Source organism: Streptococcus sp. 4886 (genome assembly GCF_013276485.1).
Taxonomy (GTDB): Bacteria; Bacillota; Bacilli; order Lactobacillales; family Streptococcaceae; genus Streptococcus.
In genome coordinates this window covers 229,973-246,766 of the sequence record NZ_VMLD01000009.1, presented here as the reverse complement: position 1 = coordinate 246,766, position 16,794 = coordinate 229,973, and the positions used below count along the sequence as shown (strand labels likewise).

The following is a 16,794-nucleotide window of genomic DNA, read 5'->3' as shown; positions in this document are numbered from 1 at the left end:
CCAAAATCTTTTATCCAGTCTCTTCTCTTTATCCTCAAAATCTTGATTTAGGCTTTTTCACGAATGACTAAAACGCCATCTTCCATATCTGCTTCCAGATGTTTAGCATCTAGGTGATCCAAGTGGAAGTCTGTGACTTTGTCACGGATTTGTTGTTCAACCACACGACGGAGTGGACGAACACCCATGACTTCATCGTAGCCTTCCTCAGTCATGTATTCTTTAGCAGCTTCGCTCACTGCCAAGTCAATGTCTTTCTTAGAAAGCGTCTTGTTAACTTCAACCAACATAAGGTCTACAATCTTAGAAAGATCTTCTTTGCTCAAGTGTGAGAATTCGATGACAGCATTGAAACGGTTAAGGAATTCTGGACGGAAGTAAGGTTTCAAACAATCCATCAATTCTGGTTTATCCGCATCTTCTGTCAAGTTAACTTCATAACCAAAGCCTGCGTTTGAAGTTGCGATAATCACCGTATTCTTGAAGTTGACAGTATTACCTTGACCATCTGTCAAACGACCATCATCCAAAACTTGAAGGAGAAGGGTGATGACTTGAGGGTCAGCCTTTTCAATTTCGTCGAGAAGGACGATTGAGTATGGATTGCGACGGACGCGTTCTGTCAAGGTATTGTTGTTGTCATCGTAACCAACATAACCTGCAGTTGTACCAATCAATTTAGATACGGCTGTGCGGTCGCTGTATTCTGACATGTCCAAACGGATGATAGCGTCCTTGGTTCCAAACATATCAAGAGCCAATTGTTTAGCAAGCTCCGTCTTACCAACCCCAGTAGGACCTACAAAGAGGAAGCTACCGATTGGACGGTTACCTTCATCAAAACCAGCACGGTTACGACGGATAGCTTTTGCTACTGCTTCAACGGCCTTATCTTGACCAATAACTTTCGTCTGCAAACGATGACCCATATCTTTCAAACGTTCGATGTCCGTAGCCCCCATTTGAGATACTGGAATACCGGTCATTCGTTCTACAGATTCAGCCACATCGTTAATACTTGCAGTCACTTTCATATCTTCTGTATGGTTTTCGATTTTCTTTTCCAATTCTGCGATGCGTGTTTTATAGTTTAGAGCTGCTTCAAAATCTTCTGACTCAACAGCTTTTTCTTGCTTGTCTTTTTCTACCTCAATTTCACGTTCAACAGCATGCACATCTGTTACAGGATGCTGAGCTGCCAAGTGAGCCGCCGTAACATCGACAAGGTCGATAGCCTTATCTGGCAAGCTACGTTGAGGAATGTATTGTACAGAATAATCCACTGCTGCTTTCAAAACTTCGTCTGGCAAGATGACATTGTGGTGTTGTTGATAGAGGTCACGAATTCCTTGAAGGATTTTATATGTATCCTCTGCTGAAGGAGCATTGACCTTGACTTCGTTGAAACGACGAGCAAGAGCTGCATTTTTCAAGATAGTATTACGGTATTCATCTTGAGTCGTTGCCCCAATCACTGTCAATTCTCCACGAGAGAGAGCTGGCTTGAGAATATCCGCAAGCCCTTTAGAACCACTGTCTCCACCAGTGCTACCAGCACCGAGAATTTGATGAATTTCATCAAAGAAGAGAATGATATTTCCCGCTTCTTTTACTTCATTGACTAAGTTTTGAACGTTTTCTTCAAAGCTACCACGATATTGAGTGCCAGCCTCAAGACCTGAGATATCAATGGAAATAATTTCCTTGTTCTTAATAGCAGCTGGAACATCACCGTTCACAATAGCTTGTGCCAAGCCTTCGACAACTGCTGTCTTACCAACACCTGCGTCTCCGACTAAAACAGGATTGTTCTTGGTACGGCGTGAAAGAATTTCAGATGTTTCTTGAATTTCCTTGTTTCGTCCGATAACTGGATCCAGCTTGCCCTCACGCGCTTCTGCAGTCAAGTTTCGACCTAGTTTAGCAAGGACACCGTCTTGTTTCATACCTGATGCCGGTTGTTTCATTTGTCCATCAGCTTCTGCATTTCCTGGCAATTGACCAGTTGCACGATAATGAGCAAATTCCTCAGGTGTGACTTCACGTCCATTAATCAAGTAACGACGATTTTCAGAACTGTATCCGCGCATACCACCCATCAATTGGTTAAATAAATCATCCATGTTGTTAAAATTATTAAAGTTGTTGTTCATATTCTTTACCTCTTTTTGTTTACTTAGTTATGATTACTGATATTGACTATCTTTGACCTTTGTTTTAAAAAATTTAGACTAGCTAAATCGCTACTCTAAGTACTATTTCTGGTTTTTCTTTTTCAAGCAGGAGTAGACTATCTTTACTTCTGAAGATTTCTAGATTAAACATAGACCCCACCTCTTTCTATTTTACTTTAAATAAGTGTTCGAGTAAGGCTTTCATTTACCTTACGTTCATAATATACTACATTGGTCAGAAAAGGTCAATAGATTTGACTTTGATTGATCAATATTTTTTATACTCTTCAAAAACCTCTTCAAACCACGTCAGCTCTATCTGCAACCTCAAAACCGTGTTTTGAGCAGCCTAAAGCTAGCTTCCTAGTTTGTTCTTGATTTTCATTGAGTATAAGTGTTCACGTAAGGTTTTCATTTACCTTACGTTCATAATATACCACATTGGTCAGAAAAGGTCAATAGATTTGACTTTGATTGATCAATATTTTTAAAAAAGCAAAAACACCCTGAAACATCAGGGTACCATCTTTACATCAAATATAAAATTGCTAGGGTCAGGAGACTTGCTAGAAGCCCAACTCCCCAAAAGAAGAAGTCAACCTTCCACTCGCTCCAAGGATTTCCTTTACCAGAAAATCCCCCAAGCTCAAAATGGTGATGGACAGGCGTCATACGGAAAATACGTTTACCACCTGTCAGTTTGAAATAGCCGACTTGCATCATAACCGAAGTTGTTTCAAAGACATAAATAATTCCGATAATCAAGAGAGTCCATTCTTGGTGGAGAGCCATTGAAATAGCTGCCAGCATTCCACCGAGAGCCAAACTTCCCACATCTCCCATAAAGACCTTAGCAGGCTTATGGTTAAAGACAAAGAAACCGAGCAAACCACCAATCATGGCAAGAATCACTAGAAGGATATCCATCTGACCTTGCACATAGGCAATAACGCCATAGGCAGACAAACTAATCACAACGGAAATACTAGCCAGACCGTCAATACCATCTGTCAAGTTCACTGCGTTTGAAAAACCAACTAGCCAGAAAAGAGCGAAGACAATATAGAAAATCCCTAGATGTACTTGATAACCAAAGACAGAAAGCATATCGCCACCACGCTCATAGAAAAGGTAGAAAATGACGCCACCTAGAAGCTGAAGAGCCAATTTCTGTTTGGGATTAAGGCCCTCATTGATTTTACGGAAGACCTTGAGGAAGTCATCTAAAAATCCGATTAAACCATAAAGAACCAAGATAAATAAAATCATACCAACATTATTGCTGAGTTGATTACTAAATAGGGCGAAAAAGAAAGCAACTAAAACAGAAGCAATTAAGAAAACCAAACCTCCCATGGTAGGAGTCCCAGCTTTTGCCTGGTGCTGTTTAACATCCTCATGCATCTGCTGGCCTGTAATTTGCGCCTTTCTATAAAATTGGATAAAGGCTGGAATTCCTACTAAAGTTAGCAAAAATGTCACAATTCCAGCACTGATAGAAATAAACATATTAGTCTCCTAAAGTTAATTTAATTTTTTTAATGTTTTTGATAGCTGTATTAGTCCGAACATCCTGCTTCTGAACGACGGAACCTGAACCTTCAAATTCCAGCTCGATATCCAACCATTTAGCAAAGGTCTCGGCAGTCTCTTTTTTCCAGCCATACATGTCTGGAATTTCTTCTACCTTATCCGATAAAAGGAGAACTTGTTGGTTTGGTGCAAGATTGGTCCCTTCTTCTACAGAAGTCTCTTTAATCTTTGTTCCAGTACCTACAACGATTGGTTGCACAATATTTCGACGTAAGGCTTCCGCCAAATCACCAGGTGAAATATCCTTGATGCTAGGCATTGCATACGAAGATTCTGTCGTCACTTGATCTAAATTCTTAGCTGGAGATTGAAGATTGAGAGATTCTTTCATAGCTGAAGCCCGCTCCAAGATTGGATTGGCAAATTCCCCCAACTGAATACCTGAATAATGCTCAGGCTGTTGAACCGTCACATAGAGGATAAAATCAGGATTTTCAGCAGGGTTCATTGATACAGCCGAAAAAATGTAATTGGTCGTACCAACCAAGTAGCCTCCATTTTTCTCGTCAGCGATTTCGGCTGTACCAGACTTGAGGGCTACATTTTGACCAGGAACAGTTACAGTTGGCTTGCCTGTGCTGTGATTATACATAGTTCCATATCTAGGATCCGTTCCTACCAAGACCATGTGAGTACGAGTTTGGCTAGCTGCATCTTTCGAAACGGGATTTCCTACGATTTCTTTTTGAGATTTACGAACGGTTTGATCATTTGGATCATAAAGGGCACTGATAAATTTTGGTTCCAACATAACCCCATCGTTGGCAATGGCTGTAAAAGCACGTAGCATCTGGGTCTGCGTTACAGAAATCCCCTGACCAAATGCACTCATGGCAATATTAACAATATTATCTGCAGGCAATTGACCTGAATACTCATCAGTCAGACCAAAACGCGTCGGCACCCCAAACTTAAAGCGATTGAGATAATCGAGCCAAGTCGCATCTCCCATTTTTTGTTCAAGTAGACTCATTCCAACATTACTGGAGTAAGCGAAACCTTGAGAAAAAGTCATCATACCACCGACGGTCAAACCTTCATTAACGTCCCAATCTCGAATCGTGGCATCTGCAATTTTTAACTCACTACTATTGAAGACTTCTCCTCCTGGAAAGGTATTATTATCAATAGCAGCAGCCAACATCATCACTTTCATAGTGGAACCTGGCTCATAGTTACTCTGGTAAAGGATATCACGCCAAACAAAGTCCTCTGTAATGCCTTCTTTTGTATCTGCATCAAAGGTCGGTCGTTGTGTCGTTGCCAGTATCTCTCCCGTTTTAGCACTGACCAAAGTCGCTGTCATGTACTTTCCTTTTACCTTCTCTTGAAAAGCATCCATCTGGGTTTCCATAAAGGACTGGAGGGGGCTGGAAATGGTTGTGTAAACATCCTTACCATCCACCGTTTGTTGGGAAACTTGCTCAGTACCTGGGACAATATTTCCCAGACGATCCTTTTCATAGGTAATAATGCCGTCTGTCCCTGCAAGAATACTGTTCAAGGAACTCTCCATTCCAGAGGTTCCCAGCAAGCTCTTGCTGCCATCTTCATTTTCATGGAGCTGAGCTAGTCCGATAAAACTAGAAGCAAATTGTCCGTTTGGGTAACTACGATTGGGACTGGTTGTAAAATCAATCCCCTTGACCTCTGCAGTTTCCAACTCTTTTTTGATAGCCATCATATTGGCATAGGTAATCCCATTGCCCTTCGAACCAAAGGAAACTTGCTTGAGATTAGGTTGCGAGAGTTGCTCTCTTACATAGGATTCTTCCATGTCCAGATACTTATGAAAGACCTCTGCCACCTTGTTAAATTGTGTTTTTTCTACGTAGAGAATCTTACCCGTTGCTGACTTATAGTTCTCATCAATGACCGCATAGACATTATAAGATGTCGCATCCTCAGCAATCGGGACTCCATTTCGGTCATAAATAGTCCCACGTTTGGCAGGAACTGTACGGGTGGTTTGATGAACCTTCTTAGCTTCCTTCGCTAAATCTGTTCCAAAGCGAGTGCCCGTCCCAATAATGACCGCAAAATTGACTAAAAAAACGGCAAAAACAAAGACAGATAATAAACTCAGACTTTTTCCAACTCTGCGTCTGTTTTCAGCCGGCGATTTCCGATTTTTCGTCGCATAACGGATTACTCTTTTTGTCCACTTCATATCTTACTCCGCTATTCGAATATTTTCATTGTTTAATTGCAAATCGTGTGAATTGGCAATTTCTTTCAAACGTTCTGCACGTAATAGTTCATTGACCTCTTGCTTGGCATCGTCCAATTCGGTCTTCTTTTCCTCTATCTGCGCATTGATTTTTGTCAAATCATTCTGCACTTGCAAGAGCTTGGTCTGCATAAAAATAATACTAATGGCTACAATAAGAGTGGTCACAGCAATGGAAAAGTAAAAAGCTTTTTCCACACGCGAAAACCGTTTAAGTTGCATCTGTAGTATTTGACCTGTTTTTTCCATTCTTTCTGCCATCTTTTTCCCTCTTACTTGTGAATTTTTCTGGCCACGCGCAACTTAGCTGAGTGCGAGCGGTTATTGGCTTCTAATTCTTCTGCACTTGGCAAGATTGGCTTGCGGGATACCAATTCCATCTTGGGCTTGAGATCATCTGGGATGAAGGGCAAGCCTTTGGGAACTTCCACTGTTGAAGCTTCCTTGAATAACTGCTTAGTCAAGCGGTCTTCTAGCGAATGGAAGGTAATCACTGAAATTCTACCATCCAGAGCCAACATATCCATAGCCTGCTGGATGGACTCATCTGCCGCCCCCAGCTCATCGTTAACTTCAATTCGAATAGCTTGGAAAATCTGCTTGGCAGGGTGACCCTTCTTCTTGAGCTCCTTGGCAGGCTTAGCCGACTTGATAATCTCTGCTAACTCAGTCGTTGTCTCAATCGGCTTCACTTCACGCGCTTGTTCAATCTTACGCGCAATCTGTTTAGAGAATTTATCCTCACCATACTTGAAGAAAATACGAACCAAGTCATGATAGTCATAGTGGTTCACCACTTCATAGGCTGTCAGACTAGCTTCCTGATTCATCCGCATGTCCAGTGGCGCATCCTTTTTATAAGAAAAACCACGCTCACGCTGGTCCAATTGAGGACTAGACACTCCCAAGTCATAACAAATTCCATCAATTTCCTGAACACCAGCTTCGCGCAAACGTGCCTGTAAATGACGGAAGTTATCCTTTATAAAAGTCACCATCCCCTTTTCAATGTAAGGTGCCAAACGTTTTTGCGCATTGTCAATGGCATTCTGGTCCTGGTCAAAGGCATAGAGATGGCCGTTTTCACTTAATTTGCTTAATAAATATTCGCTATGGCCCGCTCCACCCAAAGTCGCATCAACGTAGATACCGTCGGGCTTTACGTCAAGCATATCAATCGTTTCGTGGAGTAAGACCGTTACATGATGAAATTCTTTTGTCATATCTTATCTATTTTACCACAAATCCGACCAGCTTGCACTAGTCAGACAAATCAGACAAGAGCGCTACTATTTCTTCAAAAAATATGTCAAAAATACTTGACACTTTATGTTTAAAAGACTATAATATAGTCAAATATATACGACACACTTCAGAAAGGAGACCAGATGAATCGTGTGAAAGAATTTCGCAAGGAATTGGGTATTTCCCAGCTCGAACTCGCCAAGGACATCGGTGTCTCGAGACAGACCATCAATATGATTGAAAACGACAAGTACAATCCAACCCTGGAACTCTGTCTCAATCTCGCCCGCAGCCTCCAAACTGACCTCAACAGTCTCTTTTGGGAGGAAGATTTTTAAAAAAGGAGCAAACTTATGAAAAAAGAAACCTTCACGGAAAAACTCATCAAACGCATTTATGGCATTTCAGGACCACTTGATGAACACAAACGACGCGAGGCTGATCGTATTGGTAATCAAGTCTTTATCATCCTCTTTTATCTGATGACATTTGGAAATCTCATCCCCGTCGTCCTCGCTTATAAATACCCACAAATTGTCGCTATCGGCTATCCTCTTGTGGTATTCGGCATTTCGATGATTTCTGCTCTCTATGTGCTCTCCCAAACCAAAAAAACAGGGATTACAGCTATTGATCCAGATATGCTGAGCGAGAAAGAAAGTAAGCAACTACACTACCCTGGTATGAAAGCAGGTCTACTCTATGGATTAATGAGTTTTTTTTCAACCCCTCTTCTCCATATACTGCTAGGTGAGAGTCAGGATTATCTTCAGTCACTTCTCGCTTTTGAAAATATTTTTTCAAGTATTCTCCAGTCTTTCTTCTTCGGAGTGGTTATACAAATTATCATCTCCCGTCGCATTGCAAAAACTAAGAAAGAGCAAGATGAGGATTAGGAGCCAACTAATGAAAAAAGAAAAGAAACAGTTACGTTATCCTGGTATGAAAGCAGGTTCGATTTATGGAACAGTGATATTTTTTATAATTCCACTAACAAGTGAAAATCCAAATTTTATCAGTTCTCTTCTAAATACAAAACATATTTTTAAAACTATATTGGGAGCTTTCTTTTTCGGAGTGATGATACATATTGTCGACTCACTTCGTATTGCAAGAGCTAAAAAAGACCAGGATTAGGAGGTGCCCTATGAAATCACTAGTAACTTTACTTACCTATCATCTTTTGTTCAGTTCTCTGCTCATCTTCATCATCGTTTCAGGGGACTTGCCAATCAGAGAGATATTCCTCGTGCTAGTCTTTTTTCCAGGACTTAATAAAGGACTAACTTATCTAAAGATTAACTCCCCAAAAACACGCATACTCAACTTAACACTATACTTTATAATTCTATCTTTTCCACAACTGATGCTCGTCTCAGGCAATTGGAACTATTATTTACTGCTGACTATCGCTATCCTTTCTTCTATTACTTATCTTTATTATCTCTATCAACTCGTTAAAGAAGTCAATCAAAAACCGCTCATTTAGGAGGTTATCAGCATGAAAAAAGAAGACTTCACCACTCGCCTACTTCGAAATTTCTTTCATATCCAAGGGCCTTTTGATGAATGCCGTCAAGAGCTTATCTACAAGGCTTGCGCCCGTTCCATGATCCAAATCTTTTACTCTTCCTTCATTCTCTTCCTATTCTATATTTTGTTCGGAAGCTTTATAGAAATTGTTCGAAATGTTATGCCCTACATCTATCTTGGACTCATTTTGTTCATGAGTATAAAAGCTCAAAAAGCCGTCCAAGAGCTTCATCTTGAAAAGGATGACAAATCAGAAATCATCCTCAAGACCTACAGCAAAGCCCAAATCAAATTTCGAAGCTGGGTTGTGTTTATCGGTATTCAGATCAGCTTCTTTACCTTACTCATCTTTCATAAAGTCTTCGTTCAGCAGATATCCCTTTCAGATTTTGTGAAATTGCTCATGCAATTTGATAAAAGTGGTCCTTTCCTAATGTACGGCCTGATTATCGGTAGTATTTTCGGAACCCTGACCTACGGATTTCTATCATTACAGAAGGAGAAAACTCCTAAAAATACCAAACAGAAGGAGAAAAGCAATCAATGACTTCACTATACGATTTTTCAGTCTTGAATCAAGACAATCAAGAAACCCCATCCAATGGAAATTTCCAATATTCCTAGTCGTAACCATCATCTCAAGTTTGGTCTACTTCTATAACTTTTATCAAGTAGTTAAAGAAGTAAATCAAAAACAGTTGATTTAGGAGATTACTCCCATAATTTCTCATTTTATAGACAAATAATCCCATCCAGCTCATGCTAGATGGGATTATTTTATTTCTTAACAGAGGTTGCCAGTTATTTCCCTTTCATCTTAGAAAGTCGACTCTTTCCAACTCACACTACAATCCAAGACTTGTTGCCTTTCTTCTTGATTGAGGCCTTCAATCTGGTCAATCAAAATCTTTGTAGCCTGTTGTCCTTCTTCAAAGGCGGGCTGAACCAACGTCGAAACACTTGGAGAAGAAAAGCAAGTCCACTCCGTATTGTCAAAACCAATCAACCCAACTTGTGGCAAGTTATAATTCAACTCTTTGATAACGGTAAAGACTGGAGGTAGGGCCCAACAGTTAGGAACAAATACCAGAGTTTTTTCATCGGGATTGATTTCTTTTTGTAAAAATTCCTTAATTTGTTCCAAATTCGTATGCTTATCTTCAATGGTTAGCCTAGCGTGGCGCATATTAGCATCTGTTAAAGCATCCACAAAACCACTTGCCCGCTCAATCCGAGTACTCAAACGACTCGTATCCGCTGTAATCAAGAGAAAATGCTCATAACCTTTTTCGATACAGGACTGGGTCATATCATAAACGGCATCATAGTTATTGGTTTTGACCCAGCTAGTCCGGTGTTCATAGAGCCGACTATCAAAAAAGACCATTTTCTTCTTTTTCTCATCGATGATACGAGAATATTTTCGGAAATTAGAGGTCGGCTGAATAATAAAGCCGTCTACTCCCAAGAGAAGCATGCTTTCAATATACCTGTCCTCACTCTCTTGGCTGTAGTTACTATTTCCTATCATTACCTGGTAGCCATTCTGGCTGGCGATATCCTCAATTCCCTTAACAATTTGGGTTGAGAAACTGTTGGTAATATCACCAATCAAAACACCAATTAATTTTGTTCGTTTGGAGTTTAAGCTACGCGCAACAATGCTCGGTTTGTAATTTGTTTCATGAATAACTTTTTTAATCTTTTCACGTGTCTCTCGGGACATTTTTTCATATTTCCCGTTTAGGTAAAATGACACGGTTGTTTTCGAGGTCTGAGCCATTTCTGCAATATCTTTTATGGTCAGTTTCTTCTCCAATCTAAAACACCTCCCACTAATACTCATTATAACATATTCACTATTCAAAAAGCTTATTTCTAGCACTGCAAGCGAATTATTCTCTCATTTATTTTATCATATACTAGACATTTTCCACGCATTTTTGTTCCGTCAACGAGGCATAATTTTTCACCTACACAAATATCCTCGCTTAATAACAGAATCAGCTTGTCTGTTTCGTCATTTTTCACTTCAAAAGCCAGAGCATTTTCTACTTGATGACCATCTGTCTGGTAGACAGAATGACGGATGATTTCAAAACTCTCATGCGCAATGATTGTATAATCCAGCATCTGATTCTCAAAGAATTGGTGTTTGATGAGTTTGCTACTTTTTTCAAGCTCGTTGTATTTAGGAGAAATGATCGTAGCTTCCAAATCAAAATCAACTTCACTCCATAGTTTCAACTGATTGATTTTCCCATCTTGATAGGTCACATCCTTGTCAAGGATAAACTGAGTCAACGCCTCATGCTGACCTTGACACCTGATATCATCTACCAAGAGCCATACATCCTCCGCTAACATGAGGATTTTTCTCCTGTGAAGATAAGGCAAATCAAGTTCTGCTGACAAATAAGCCCCCTCAATATAATGCACTCCCTCTCTTTCTTTGTGGTGACAAAACAGGGAGTGAGGATAGTATTCATATTCCCAGGATCCCGCGATCCTTTCTGGAGCTTTCCCATCTACCATACAGGTCGAATGACTCCAAGCACTCTTTAAGAGATAACGTTCATCTACCTCCCGATAAGAATAACGCCCAGCATCTATGAAAATCGGTTGGCCTTGATACTGTAAGCAAAAACTATTCTCGTCACTATGGCTATGGGCACTTCCCAGCGGACCGTTTTTAAAAAATAGATAACGATGTTCATCCTTAATGCAAACATGCCCAGAATCTTCAAAGTTCCTGAACTTAGGCTGCCAAGCTCTCTTTTCAAATTCCTGCAGTCGCTTGACCTTTTCTCGCCCCAGGAACAGGAGGCTAAGTAAATCGACTTTAACATCCAGACCGTTAAGAAGGTCTTCCTTGTTCAAAACCATAGCAGACAGGCTCAAAATCTCTGTCGTTTCTGTAGAATCGCTATCACCAAAAGCCAAGGTCCGTCCATCTAGACCTGTCACCATTTGAATGTAAGTCGCCATCTTTTCCAGCAGCTCTTGAAAGCTATCTTGCAAGTCCGGAAGCAAGAGACACAAGTCCAGCAAGGCTTTATAAACCTCTACATGATAGAGAATCGACTGTTCAAACTGGCTTCCATCTTCTAAAATCTGCGTCTCGATCTGCTGTTTCAACTCCTTTGAAGCAAAATGGTAAGCTTCTTCTAGGTCCATCTTATCTGAAAAGAAATGATAGGTTGCAAGTATCGGAATCGTTTGTAAAATCCCCCAGTTACTAAGGGTATACTTGGCACGATAATGGCTTTTCATAAAGTCAATCTGCTTTTCTAGACTGACCAAAATGTTCTCTAGTTCTTCCTCCTCTAGCAAGTCAAATTTCAAGAGGAGCAAGAGTAGTTTCAACCAAGTAAAGGAACGAATACCCGTATCCAAGGTTCTAGTCATCAAAGATTGAGGACGAAATTCTCTCACCTGATCAATCCAGTCAAATAGAAAGAACTTGCACTTTTGAATATAGCCCTTATCTCCTTCTACCAGATACCCTATCATAAACTGCAAGAGATATTCTTGTCGATTGAGCATATAAGCCCATTCTGGATCATCTTCAAATACTTGATCCCATACCATCGGCTGGATTTGATGGATTTTTGAACAAGGTTCCATATCCCAAGGACTATCAAACATAAAACGATTGTCCATCAAGCGCTCAAGGGAACTCTTGACTTTCTCATAGTCTTTTGAACAGTGGGACAAGATATAATCACGATATTGGTCCCCATCAATTCTTTCAAAAAATTGTCTTCTTTCTTCTTTCATTATCTATTACCAGAAAAAGAACTACTTAAAAAGCAGTTCTTTTGTCTTTCCCATTACACTTTCCTTTTCTACATAGATGACCACACCTTTTGCAATCTGCAAGGAGACCAAGTCATCTTTGATAGAAATGATTTTTCCATGAATTCCAGACAATAACAACACTTCATCACCAGATGTTAAAGAAGCTAAATACTCTTTTCGTTGCTCCATCTGTTTGCGAAGCAACTTTTGCTGACGAATAGAATGAAAGCTTGACAGTAAAAGGGGGCTCACTGCCAAGACAATCACTATTCCATAAAACAATGTTGTATCCATTAAGCTAGAATCTTAAGCCAGCTTCCGATAATTCCGATGATAACTGTTAAAATAACGAGTTTATATGTTGTCCATTTCTTTTCTTTGATCAAGTAGTAAACTAAAAGTGTAAATAGGGCTGGTAGAAGAGCTGGAGCAACCTTATCAAGCATTCCCTGAATACTTACGATACTTTGTTTGGTATCTGCTTTAACTTCCCCTGCAGCAAAGGTGATTGGCACCATAATCTTCACAGATGTCGCTGCCAAACCAGCAATTACGGTTACACCGATAATATTAGCAATACGAGAAATCGTTGCCATCTGTTCACTTAGTTTATCAATCACAGTCGTTCCTAGTTTGTATCCATAGAGACCAGTTGACAATTTAATCGCTGTCAAAATCGTATTCATCGCTAGGAAGAACAAGATTGGACCGACAACCAGGCCTTCTTGAGCAAAAGAAGCTGCGATGGTTGAGAACAATGGAGCTAAACAAAATTGTGAGAGAGAATCCCCAATACCTGCCAATGGCCCCATCAAGGCCATCTTGATGCTACGTGTCTCTTTTGCCGGACGGCCATTTTCCAACATTACAAGGTGCAAACTGGTAATAAAAGGCAGGAAGTGTGGGTTGGTATTATAGAATTCACAGTTTTCTTCCAAGGCTTGGTAGAAACCTTCCTGATCCTCTCCATAGTGTTTTTTCAAAGCAGGATACATCACATTGGCATATCCCAACCCTTGATAGTTACTATAGTTAAATCCATTTTGACAAAAGAATGCCCGCAAAGACGTTTTAAGATAATCACGTTTTGTTAATTTGTTAGATCCAGTCATCGTGTGCTTCCTCCTCTACCACATGATTCGCTGTTTTTGGCTTGTTATAAAATTCAATCAAAGCAAAGATAGTACCTACAATTGCAATACCAATTGTTGGGATGTTTAGATAAGCTGCACAAACATATCCCAACAAGACAAAGGGAATCAACTCTTTCTTAGCCATCACTGACAAGATCATCGCAAAACCGATAGCTGGGAGCATTTTACCAGCAACTGTCAAACCTGTAAGCAATACTGGTGGAATGTAGTCTACGAGTTTCAACAAGGTATCCATTGAAAGGGCACCCAAGCAACCCAAGGTAAATCCAATAAAGGCAAACAACCAAATTGTTGCATTTAGAGTGAACTTGAATTTCTTCAAATTATGGTTTTTCAAGTGCTTCATCGCCGTTTCAGGCGCACCAGCACGTACAGTGTAGGCGAAAGTTTGTAAGAATTGAATCGCCACAGCAATCGGAGTAGAGAGGGCAAGAGCCGCTTCTGGACTGACTTTACCAGCACTAGTGATAGCCATCAAGGTACCAAAGATACCAGGTCCGATTGGGTTTGGTGGAACAGTACCTCCAGCACCGACACCGAATCCCATATAAGCCAATTCACCAATAGCTCCCATTGCAAGAGCAGTAGGCAAATCACCTAGAATAATTCCGACACCAAATGACAGAACAATGCATCTATTGGTGTAAATTCCTAACAGCATTCCACTAAAACAGAAAGCTGTCCATAATCCAATTAAAATCGCTTGAAATACATTAATCGACATAACGATCTCCTCTTTTAAATATAGTCCATAATGTTGACTTCAACAGCTCCATCATTTCCTGTTGGAGTTGTTTTCGTATTAAATGTTACTTGATAAGCTTGGTTCAATTCCTTGAGAGCTGCCTTGTCCTCTCCACCCAGGAAGATAGAGCGTGTCACTTGCTCTTTACCAGGGGCATTGTGAATGTTCCCAATATTGATTTCTTTGATAGGGACACCACCTTCTACCAAGGTTAAAGCGTCCTTTACATCCTTTACAACGATAAAGATCGTTTGAGCAGGATTAGCCTTGTGAATGATATCAATCACCTTTTGCAAAGGGAAGAAACGCATGGCAACTGAGTCTGGCACAACTGTTTTCATCAGAGTTTGTTGCATCTTGTCCGTGCTTACTTCATCATTGGCAACAATGACCGTATTACAACCTAGGTATTTTACCCAAAGTTGTCCTTGTCCATGAATCAACCGTTCATCGATACGGGTCATAATAATATTTGGCATTGTCATATTTCTCCTCCTACCAATATAGGTTCCAATCCTTGTAGAAACGGATAAGGGCTTCTAGGTAATAGTAGTCACCCCAGATATTGCCTTCGTCCACTCCTTTACCTGAATGCCATGAGTACACACCGTGGAGGAGACTTGTCCCACCAGGGGTAAATTGATCATTTGCATAATGTTCGATCAAAGAACGAAGCATGGCATGCATAGCATGTTTATAAATATCTTTGTCAGCATCCACCTCTGGGAGATGTTTTAGCATTTCATGAATCCCACAGACAGCGATAGCTGTTGCTGAAGAATCTCGTGATTGATCACTACCATCATTAAAAATCAAATCCCAATAAGAAACATGATCTTTTGGCAGACGATTCAAGAAATAATTGGTTACACCCTTAAACAAGTCAAAGCAGGACTCGTCTTTCAGGTGACGATAAGTCAAAGGAATACCATAGACTCCCCATGATTGACCACGTGCCCAGCATGAATCATCACTATACCCTTGTCTCGTTACACCTTTAAGGGGTTGACCTGTCTCAGGATCAAAGTAGAAGGTGTGGAAGGACGAAGCGTCATCACGGATTACATTATTAGCTGAAACATAGAAATGGCTTTCTGCAATATCGTAGTATTTTTGATCGCCTGTTTCTTGATAAGCAAAGAATAAGAGTTGGATGTTGAGCAAGCAGTCGATAATCAAACGGTAATGCTCTTTCTTGCCCAAGTCTCCCCAAGCTTGAATAAAACCACCTTTTTCTTGATAGCGTTCAATCAACTTATCTGCAGCTTTCAAGGCTGCCTCTCTGGCCTCTCCATCTCCATTTATCTTATATTCAGCCATACAAGACGGTGTGTACAAGAAGCCGAGATCATGGTGATCCAATTCTACTCTCTTATTGACACGATCCAGGAAAGAAAGAACATTTTTATGAGCGATGTTTTTAAATTCATCCTGTTGACTGTATTCATAAGCCAACCACAGTTCTCCTGTCCAGAAACCATTGGTCCATTCCGTATTATCCATGATTGGATAGACATTATCAAAGGTAGCTGGCGTCGGGAAATCTTCCTTGAAATAGTCAAGGTTGAGTTCTAACTGCCGAATAACCTTATCGATTGCCTGGCCGACTTCTTCTTTCGTCAGAAGTGGTACTTCTAAGAAGCGCTCAGGCGATTTTATTTCTTCAATCGTAACCTTTTTTATCATTCTTTTACCCTTTAAATACCCGATTCGAAATCTTCTTCCTCTTCCTCTGCATCCGTTGAAAACAATTCTTTACCATTTACGACTCCGCCCTGAGCCGCCACTACTGATTTATTAACAACCTCATCAAAGCTATGAGTCATTCTAGCAAAGACTGCTTCCATTAACATAGCTAAGTTCAAACCCGAGAGAACATTCATTGTTTTGGCTGGATTTTCTCCCATTATGGTAGAAGAAACCTTGAATGGCGATCCTCCCAAGAGATCACTTAGGATTAAAACTTCTTCTTCATTTGAAATTGCAAGTAAGATTTTTTGCTTGAGTTCATCTGCTGACATTCCTTCCACAAAGTCAATCGCCTCCACATTTTCTTGATTGCCTGCAATCAATTGTAAAGAACTATAAATCCCTGTGGCAAAATGTCCATGCCCTACAAGTACAATTTTCATCTTTTCTCCTTTCTTTTTTGAGTTTACCGGTTTACTCTATATTTTACATTGTAGACCTTTATTTTTATCTTGTCAATAGTTTTTTCAAAAAAATATTAGCGCTTTCATTGCTTATTTAACCATTACAATAGACAGAAACTTCAAAATCTTCCGTTTTTTTTAGGAAAACAAAGATTTTCAGAAATAA

At 40.2% G+C, this 16,794-nt stretch carries 18 protein-coding genes; 5 read left to right on the top strand and 13 right to left on the bottom strand.

Going from position 1 to position 16,794, the window contains the following annotated elements; genetic code table 11:
* Positions 1-47: 47 nt before the first annotated feature.
* The 5 genes from HT679_RS05565 to rsmH all read right to left on the bottom strand — a co-directional run bounded on the left by HT679_RS05565 (position 48) and on the right by rsmH (position 7,220).
* Entirely contained in the window at positions 48-2,153 is a 2,106-nt protein-coding gene (locus HT679_RS05565; RefSeq protein ID WP_173213418.1) for an ATP-dependent Clp protease ATP-binding subunit, read from the bottom strand.
* A gap of 549 nt (positions 2,154-2,702) precedes the next feature.
* Positions 2,703-3,683: a phospho-N-acetylmuramoyl-pentapeptide-transferase gene (mraY, locus tag HT679_RS05560; RefSeq protein WP_173213417.1), complete on the bottom strand. Its 981-nt coding sequence runs from the start codon at positions 3,681-3,683 to the stop codon at positions 2,703-2,705.
* A 1-nt stretch (position 3,684) separates the two neighbouring features.
* Entirely contained in the window at positions 3,685-5,937 is a 2,253-nt protein-coding gene (gene pbp2X / locus HT679_RS05555) for a penicillin-binding protein PBP2X (protein ID WP_173213416.1), read from the bottom strand.
* Positions 5,938-5,940: 3 nt separating this feature from the next.
* Positions 5,941-6,258 (bottom strand): cell division protein FtsL, encoded by a 318-nt coding sequence (ftsL, locus tag HT679_RS05550; RefSeq protein ID WP_000840840.1) that lies wholly within the window; start codon positions 6,256-6,258, stop codon positions 5,941-5,943.
* Between the two features lie 11 nt (positions 6,259-6,269).
* Positions 6,270-7,220: a 16S rRNA (cytosine(1402)-N(4))-methyltransferase RsmH gene (rsmH, locus tag HT679_RS05545; RefSeq protein ID WP_173213415.1), complete on the bottom strand. Its 951-nt coding sequence runs from the start codon at positions 7,218-7,220 to the stop codon at positions 6,270-6,272.
* A 165-nt stretch (positions 7,221-7,385) separates the two neighbouring features.
* On the opposite strand from rsmH, the gene HT679_RS05540 reads away from it, so the two are divergent.
* Genes HT679_RS05540 through HT679_RS05525 form a run of 5 tightly spaced genes read left to right on the top strand, consistent with a single transcriptional unit; the run spans position 7,386 to position 9,322 of the window.
* Positions 7,386-7,580, top strand: a complete 195-nt coding sequence (locus HT679_RS05540; RefSeq protein WP_001082472.1) for a helix-turn-helix transcriptional regulator — start codon at positions 7,386-7,388, stop codon at positions 7,578-7,580.
* Between the two features lie 15 nt (positions 7,581-7,595).
* Entirely contained in the window at positions 7,596-8,138 is a 543-nt protein-coding gene (locus HT679_RS05535) for a DUF3278 domain-containing protein (RefSeq protein ID WP_173213414.1), read from the top strand.
* A 10-nt stretch (positions 8,139-8,148) separates the two neighbouring features.
* The gene (locus tag HT679_RS05530; RefSeq protein WP_088814955.1) at positions 8,149-8,379 is read left to right on the top strand and encodes a hypothetical protein; all 231 of its coding nucleotides are present in this window, start codon (positions 8,149-8,151) and stop codon (positions 8,377-8,379) included.
* Positions 8,380-8,389: 10 nt separating this feature from the next.
* Positions 8,390-8,731, top strand: a complete 342-nt coding sequence (locus tag HT679_RS11295) for a hypothetical protein (protein ID WP_240149576.1) — start codon at positions 8,390-8,392, stop codon at positions 8,729-8,731.
* A 12-nt stretch (positions 8,732-8,743) separates the two neighbouring features.
* Positions 8,744-9,322: a DUF3278 domain-containing protein gene (locus HT679_RS05525; RefSeq protein WP_173213413.1), complete on the top strand. Its 579-nt coding sequence runs from the start codon at positions 8,744-8,746 to the stop codon at positions 9,320-9,322.
* Positions 9,323-9,592: 270 nt separating this feature from the next.
* Here HT679_RS05525 and HT679_RS05520 read toward each other — a convergent pair whose 3' ends face one another.
* Genes HT679_RS05520 through HT679_RS05485 form a run of 8 tightly spaced genes read right to left on the bottom strand, consistent with a single transcriptional unit; the run spans position 9,593 to position 16,607 of the window.
* On the bottom strand, positions 9,593-10,594 hold the full coding sequence (locus tag HT679_RS05520) for a LacI family DNA-binding transcriptional regulator (protein ID WP_050086638.1): 1,002 nt from the start codon (positions 10,592-10,594) through the stop codon (positions 9,593-9,595).
* A gap of 59 nt (positions 10,595-10,653) precedes the next feature.
* Complete coding sequence (locus HT679_RS05515; protein WP_173213411.1) at positions 10,654-12,555, bottom strand: alginate lyase family protein; 1,902 nt, start codon at positions 12,553-12,555, stop codon at positions 10,654-10,656.
* Between the two features lie 21 nt (positions 12,556-12,576).
* Positions 12,577-12,870: a preprotein translocase subunit YajC gene (yajC, locus tag HT679_RS05510; protein ID WP_000381733.1), complete on the bottom strand. Its 294-nt coding sequence runs from the start codon at positions 12,868-12,870 to the stop codon at positions 12,577-12,579.
* On the bottom strand, positions 12,870-13,688 hold the full coding sequence (locus HT679_RS05505; protein WP_000148015.1) for a PTS system mannose/fructose/sorbose family transporter subunit IID: 819 nt from the start codon (positions 13,686-13,688) through the stop codon (positions 12,870-12,872). Before HT679_RS05505 ends, yajC begins: the two co-directional genes overlap by 1 nt.
* A complete protein-coding gene (locus tag HT679_RS05500; RefSeq protein ID WP_000026611.1) occupies positions 13,675-14,454 on the bottom strand; it encodes a PTS mannose/fructose/sorbose/N-acetylgalactosamine transporter subunit IIC in 780 nt (259 codons plus the stop codon). Before HT679_RS05500 ends, HT679_RS05505 begins: the two co-directional genes overlap by 14 nt.
* 14 nt (positions 14,455-14,468) lie before the next feature.
* The gene (locus tag HT679_RS05495) at positions 14,469-14,960 is read right to left on the bottom strand and encodes a PTS system mannose/fructose/N-acetylgalactosamine-transporter subunit IIB (protein ID WP_173213409.1); all 492 of its coding nucleotides are present in this window, start codon (positions 14,958-14,960) and stop codon (positions 14,469-14,471) included.
* 10 nt (positions 14,961-14,970) lie between these two features.
* A complete protein-coding gene (locus HT679_RS05490) occupies positions 14,971-16,161 on the bottom strand; it encodes a glycoside hydrolase family 88 protein (protein ID WP_000592923.1) in 1,191 nt (396 codons plus the stop codon).
* 11 nt (positions 16,162-16,172) lie between these two features.
* Positions 16,173-16,607, bottom strand: a complete 435-nt coding sequence (locus HT679_RS05485) for a PTS sugar transporter subunit IIA (RefSeq protein WP_000706828.1) — start codon at positions 16,605-16,607, stop codon at positions 16,173-16,175.
* Positions 16,608-16,794 lie beyond the last annotated feature (187 nt).

Bases quoted from the DNA above. Each gene is read 5' to 3' on its own strand.
- HT679_RS05565 (WP_173213418.1), bottom strand. From the start codon at position 2,153: ATGAACAACAACTTTAATAATTTTAACAACATGGATGATTTATTTAAC.
- mraY (WP_173213417.1), bottom strand. From the start codon at position 3,683: ATGTTTATTTCTATCAGTGCTGGAATTGTGACATTTTTGCTAACTTTA.
- pbp2X (WP_173213416.1), bottom strand. From the start codon at position 5,937: ATGAAGTGGACAAAAAGAGTAATCCGTTATGCGACGAAAAATCGGAAA.
- ftsL (WP_000840840.1), bottom strand. From the start codon at position 6,258: ATGGCAGAAAGAATGGAAAAAACAGGTCAAATACTACAGATGCAACTT.
- rsmH (WP_173213415.1), bottom strand. From the start codon at position 7,220: ATGACAAAAGAATTTCATCATGTAACGGTCTTACTCCACGAAACGATT.
- HT679_RS05540 (WP_001082472.1), top strand. From the start codon at position 7,386: ATGAATCGTGTGAAAGAATTTCGCAAGGAATTGGGTATTTCCCAGCTC.
- HT679_RS05535 (WP_173213414.1), top strand. From the start codon at position 7,596: ATGAAAAAAGAAACCTTCACGGAAAAACTCATCAAACGCATTTATGGC.
- HT679_RS05530 (WP_088814955.1), top strand. From the start codon at position 8,149: ATGAAAAAAGAAAAGAAACAGTTACGTTATCCTGGTATGAAAGCAGGT.
- HT679_RS11295 (WP_240149576.1), top strand. From the start codon at position 8,390: ATGAAATCACTAGTAACTTTACTTACCTATCATCTTTTGTTCAGTTCT.
- HT679_RS05525 (WP_173213413.1), top strand. From the start codon at position 8,744: ATGAAAAAAGAAGACTTCACCACTCGCCTACTTCGAAATTTCTTTCAT.
- HT679_RS05515 (WP_173213411.1), bottom strand. From the start codon at position 12,555: ATGAAAGAAGAAAGAAGACAATTTTTTGAAAGAATTGATGGGGACCAA.
- yajC (WP_000381733.1), bottom strand. From the start codon at position 12,870: ATGGATACAACATTGTTTTATGGAATAGTGATTGTCTTGGCAGTGAGC.
- HT679_RS05505 (WP_000148015.1), bottom strand. From the start codon at position 13,688: ATGACTGGATCTAACAAATTAACAAAACGTGATTATCTTAAAACGTCT.
- HT679_RS05500 (WP_000026611.1), bottom strand. From the start codon at position 14,454: ATGTCGATTAATGTATTTCAAGCGATTTTAATTGGATTATGGACAGCT.
- HT679_RS05495 (WP_173213409.1), bottom strand. From the start codon at position 14,960: ATGACAATGCCAAATATTATTATGACCCGTATCGATGAACGGTTGATT.
- HT679_RS05490 (WP_000592923.1), bottom strand. From the start codon at position 16,161: ATGATAAAAAAGGTTACGATTGAAGAAATAAAATCGCCTGAGCGCTTC.
- HT679_RS05485 (WP_000706828.1), bottom strand. From the start codon at position 16,607: ATGAAAATTGTACTTGTAGGGCATGGACATTTTGCCACAGGGATTTAT.